The following is a 2,500-nucleotide window of genomic DNA, read 5'->3' on the forward strand; positions in this document are numbered from 1 at the left end:
ATGAGGAGAGAATCCTAAGGCCATCGGAAGAATTGCAGTTAAGGAACTAGGCAAATTGACCCCGTAAGTTCGCGAGAAGGGGTGCCTGCGAGAGCAGGCCGCAGAGAATAGGCCCAAGCAACTGTTTAGCAAAAACACAGGTCTCTGCTAAAGCGTAAGCTGATGTATAGGGGCTGACGCCTGCCCGGTGCTGGAAGGTTAAGGGGAACACTTAGCGCAAGCGAAGGTGTGAACTTAAGCCCCAGTAAACGGCGGCCGTAACTATAACGGTCCTAAGGTAGCGAAATTCCTTGTCAGGTAAGTTCTGACCCGCACGAATGGCGTAATGACTTGGGCACTGTCTCAACTGCAAATCCGGCGAAGTTGTAGTGCGAGTGAAGATGCTCGCTACCCGCGATTGGACGGAAAGACCCCGTAGAGCTTTACTGTAGCTTAGCATTGAGTTTCGATATTGTCTGTACAGGATAGGTGGGAGACTGAGAAGCTAGGGCGTCAGCCTTAGTGGAGTCACCCTTGGGATACCACCCTGACAGTATTGGGATTCTAACCGGACGCCATGAATCTGGTGACGGGACATTGTTAGGTGGGCAGTTTGACTGGGGCGGTCGCCTCCAAAAAAGTAACGGAGGCGCCCAAAGGTTCCCTCAGAACGGTCGGAAATCGTTCGAAGAGTGCAAAGGCAGAAGGGAGCCTGACTGCGACACCCACAAGTGGAGCAGGGACGAAAGTCGGGCTTAGTGATCCGGTGGTACCTCGTGGGAGGGCCATCGCTCAACGGATAAAAGCTACCTCGGGGATAACAGGCTGATCTCCCCCAAGAGTCCACATCGACGGGGAGGTTTGGCACCTCGATGTCGGCTCGTCGCATCCTGGGGCTGTAGTAGGTCCCAAGGGTTGGGCTGTTCGCCCATTAAAGCGGCACGCGAGCTGGGTTCAGAACGTCGTGAGACAGTTCGGTCCCTATCCGTCGCGGGCGTAGGAAATTTGAGAGGAGCTGTCCTTAGTACGAGAGGACCGGGATGGACTGACCTATGGTGCACCAGTTGTTCTGCCAAGAGCATGGCTGGGTAGCTAAGTCGGGAAGGGATAAACGCTGAAAGCATCTAAGCGTGAAGCCCCCCTCAAGATGAGATTTCCCATAGCATAAGCTAGTAAGACCCCTTGAAGAACACAAGGTTGATAGGTCAGAGGTGTAAGTGTGGTAACATATTTAGCTGACTGATACTAATAGGTCGAGGGCTTGACCAATAATTAAAAGATTTTGGCAATAATTCATGTGCAATTTTCAGAGAACACTCTGATATCTGGTGATGATGGCGTAGAGGAAACACTCCTTTCCATTCCGAACAGGAAAGTTAAGCTCTACAGCGTCGATGGTACTGCATGGGAAACTGTGTGGGAGAGTAGAACGTTGCCAGGTAATATGGATCTTTAGCTCAGTTGGTTAGAGCAACCGGCTCATAACCGGTTGGTCCGGGGTTCGAGTCCCTGAAGGTCCACCATATTTGGGGGTATAGCTCAGTTGGGAGAGCACTTGCCTTGCACGCAAGGGGTCAAGGGTTCGAATCCCTTTACCTCCACCAAAGCTACGATATAATCGTAGCTTTTTTTGCTTTAATTAAAGTTAAATCAAACTATCTAATATGATAGATCAATAAAATTTAGATATATAATCATAACTTAGAGAAATAATTTTATTTATCTGAATTATAATAATCTATAAGGTCATAATAAAGACTATAAAATTATTTTATATAATCTTAGATTAGAAAATATTATTCTTCTTACAAAAGAATATAAAATTTATAATACTATGGTATTTTTAGAGTAAATTTAATACTAAATTTAATTGATAAAGATTAATAAATTTTAAATAAAGTATAGGTAGCTAGTAAATATTAAGATAATAGATATAAACGTATCACGAAAATATATGTTGAATATGAATAACTAATCCTGGTGTGTCAATAATAGAATTAATTAGATAATAATAGAAAAATAGAGTAAATTAATAATAAATTTAAAAAACGGATACATATGCATAAAACTATATTAATTTTAAATGATATTATAAATCTCGTCGCTGAGAGATGCGATAAAACAAGTCAAAAAAACTTTGAAAAAAGTTGTTGACAATAAGAAAACCAAATGATATTATAAGAAAGTCGCTTGAGGGCGATGAAGAAAATGGTCTTTGAAAATTGAACAGAATATAAGTTAAGTAAACAAACCAGCAATTCTTTTAGACGTCTTAAAATTAAGACTCAAAGTAATTTGAGCAAAGAGATTAAACTTTTTATTGAGAGTTTGATCCTGGCTCAGGACGAACGCTGGCGGCGTGCCTAACACATGCAAGTCGAGCGAGGGGAGTTTCTTCGGAAACAAACCTAGCGGCGGACGGGTGAGTAACACGTGGGCAACCTGCCTTATAGAGGGGAATAGCCTTCCGAAAGGAAGATTAATACCGCATAACATTGCTTTTTCGCATGAAGAAGCAATT

Annotated in this window: 2 tRNA genes and 3 rRNA genes (2 of these 5 cut by a window edge); all 5 read left to right on the top strand. The window is 43.0% G+C overall.

The window, feature by feature from the left end:
* Window positions 1-1,248, top strand: a 23S ribosomal RNA gene (locus ACH36K_RS01880); it begins 1,660 nt to the left of the window's first position.
* Between the two features lie 55 nt (window positions 1,249-1,303).
* A 5S ribosomal RNA gene (rrf, locus tag ACH36K_RS01885) occupies window positions 1,304-1,420 on the top strand.
* Between the two features lie 5 nt (window positions 1,421-1,425).
* A tRNA-Ile gene (locus ACH36K_RS01890) sits at window positions 1,426-1,502 on the top strand.
* A gap of 5 nt (window positions 1,503-1,507) precedes the next feature.
* Window positions 1,508-1,583: transfer RNA gene (locus ACH36K_RS01895), tRNA-Ala, on the top strand.
* A gap of 712 nt (window positions 1,584-2,295) precedes the next feature.
* A 16S ribosomal RNA gene (locus ACH36K_RS01900) occupies window positions 2,296-2,500 on the top strand (it continues 1,311 nt past the right edge of the window).

This window comes from Clostridium sp. MB05 (genome assembly GCF_046581255.1).
Lineage (GTDB): Bacteria > Bacillota > Clostridia > Clostridiales > Clostridiaceae > Clostridium.